Genomic DNA, 1,426 nt, shown 5'->3' on the forward strand with positions numbered 1-1,426 from the left:
GACGCCGATTATCGTTCTGTATTGTTTAGTTTTCATAGACGAACAAGATCCCAGATCGCTGGCGCGACCTCAAACCTTCTCATCCCATCTACGTTAGTCAGATAAAGTGAAACACCTCACATCAATACTATTTCTCATCCTCTCCTCGGTGTTGCATGGGAGTGATACCTTCAAGGTCGACTTCACAAACAAAGAATCGATCACGATCACCAATACCGGAGAGGAAGACATCGTCTTAAGCGGGCGACGTTATGGTGATGAGAAGGCTTTCATACCAAGCCTATACACAGAAAAGAAAGTAAAAGAAGGATGGGAAGCCTACCCATGGGACTGGTGTGGCACAGGAAGAGTAACCTACTCAATCAAACCACAGGAGAGTTTCACCTTTCCCTACCGCTACCATCATGCCATTGGGCACGTAAAAGTTAGGATACTTGGACGTGATTATGAGTTCACAAACAAGACTGGCCATGACTTACCAAGCAAGACCGAGGAGAGAGAACGTCACCTAGTTGATGCGAAAGCCTTCACCAAGGAGTTTAACAAAATAATTGAGACCTCAGACCTAAAGAACAGGAAAGAACTACTGATGGAGCTAAAAGTGAAGTTAACAGCTCATGACCAGTCTGTTTATGGAGATCTACCCAAACTAATCGCTCAGGATCTCAACACGACTGAAACACTACTATCCCACGGAATCACCAAACGAGGGACTAACAAGACGGGAGATGACAACTCCGAGTAGCGCTACCGCGCTACTCTACGCGCATCCCCTCTACGTTAGCAAATAAAAATGAAAACACTCCTAGTGCTTCTAGTATTAGTTATACTCCCTCTCGCGGCATACGCGGCGGGCAAGTATCTCGGTAAATCAAAAATCGAATCCGATTGGGATAAACTAAACGATTCCTACATCATACTTCTCACACCTGAAGAACAACAGAAATTTAAGGGAGAAGTCATCACATGCCTCGCACCCACAACTAAATCAGAGGTGAATATAGCGAAGATTGAATACCGTCTCGATCTTGCTTCGTTAAGTGTTTTTCGGCGATTCTACTACAGGAACGACGAACTCGTGCTACTTCATGAATACGGATTCAAACTAAGAGACGACCTTGATATTAAGAAGAGCATACTATGGACGAATCGCTACTTTTTCAATGGGACTAACAGTTCAGATAGTATTGAGCACTCAGAACACTCACTGAGTAGAAACGAGATAATCAGTGAATCCAAAGAGTTGTATCGGATAATCGAAGAAAGAAGAAGTGCTAACCAATCGCGGTGAGACAATAGATTTCGCTGGCGCTCATCTATGCTCACGCTCTACGATCTGTAATAAAATTAAATGGATGAAACTCTCATAATCTTAGCCTGTTTCAGTGGAATCTTCACATTTGCCTTTGGGCTGGCTTGGAGCATC

2 protein-coding genes are annotated in these 1,426 nt (G+C 43.8%); both read left to right on the forward strand.

Annotated features, from left to right (window positions below):
- The first annotated feature begins 106 nt into the window (after positions 1 to 106).
- Positions 107 to 745: a hypothetical protein gene (locus tag QEH52_RS19625; RefSeq protein ID WP_308952657.1), complete on the forward strand. Its 639-nt coding sequence runs from the start codon at positions 107 to 109 to the stop codon at positions 743 to 745.
- 48 nt (positions 746 to 793) lie between these two features.
- Complete coding sequence (locus QEH52_RS19630) at positions 794 to 1,291, forward strand: hypothetical protein (RefSeq protein ID WP_308952658.1); 498 nt, start codon at positions 794 to 796, stop codon at positions 1,289 to 1,291.
- The last annotated feature ends 135 nt before the right edge of the window (positions 1,292 to 1,426 follow it).

Source organism: Thalassobacterium maritimum, assembly GCF_031127805.1.
GTDB classification, from domain to species: Bacteria; Verrucomicrobiota; Verrucomicrobiia; order Opitutales; family Coraliomargaritaceae; genus Thalassobacterium; species Thalassobacterium maritimum.

What these genes read in the sequence shown, in the direction of transcription:
- QEH52_RS19630 (WP_308952658.1), top strand. Translation starts at nt 794, where the DNA reads ATGAAAACACTCCTAGTGCTTCTAGTATTAGTTATACTCCCTCTCGCG.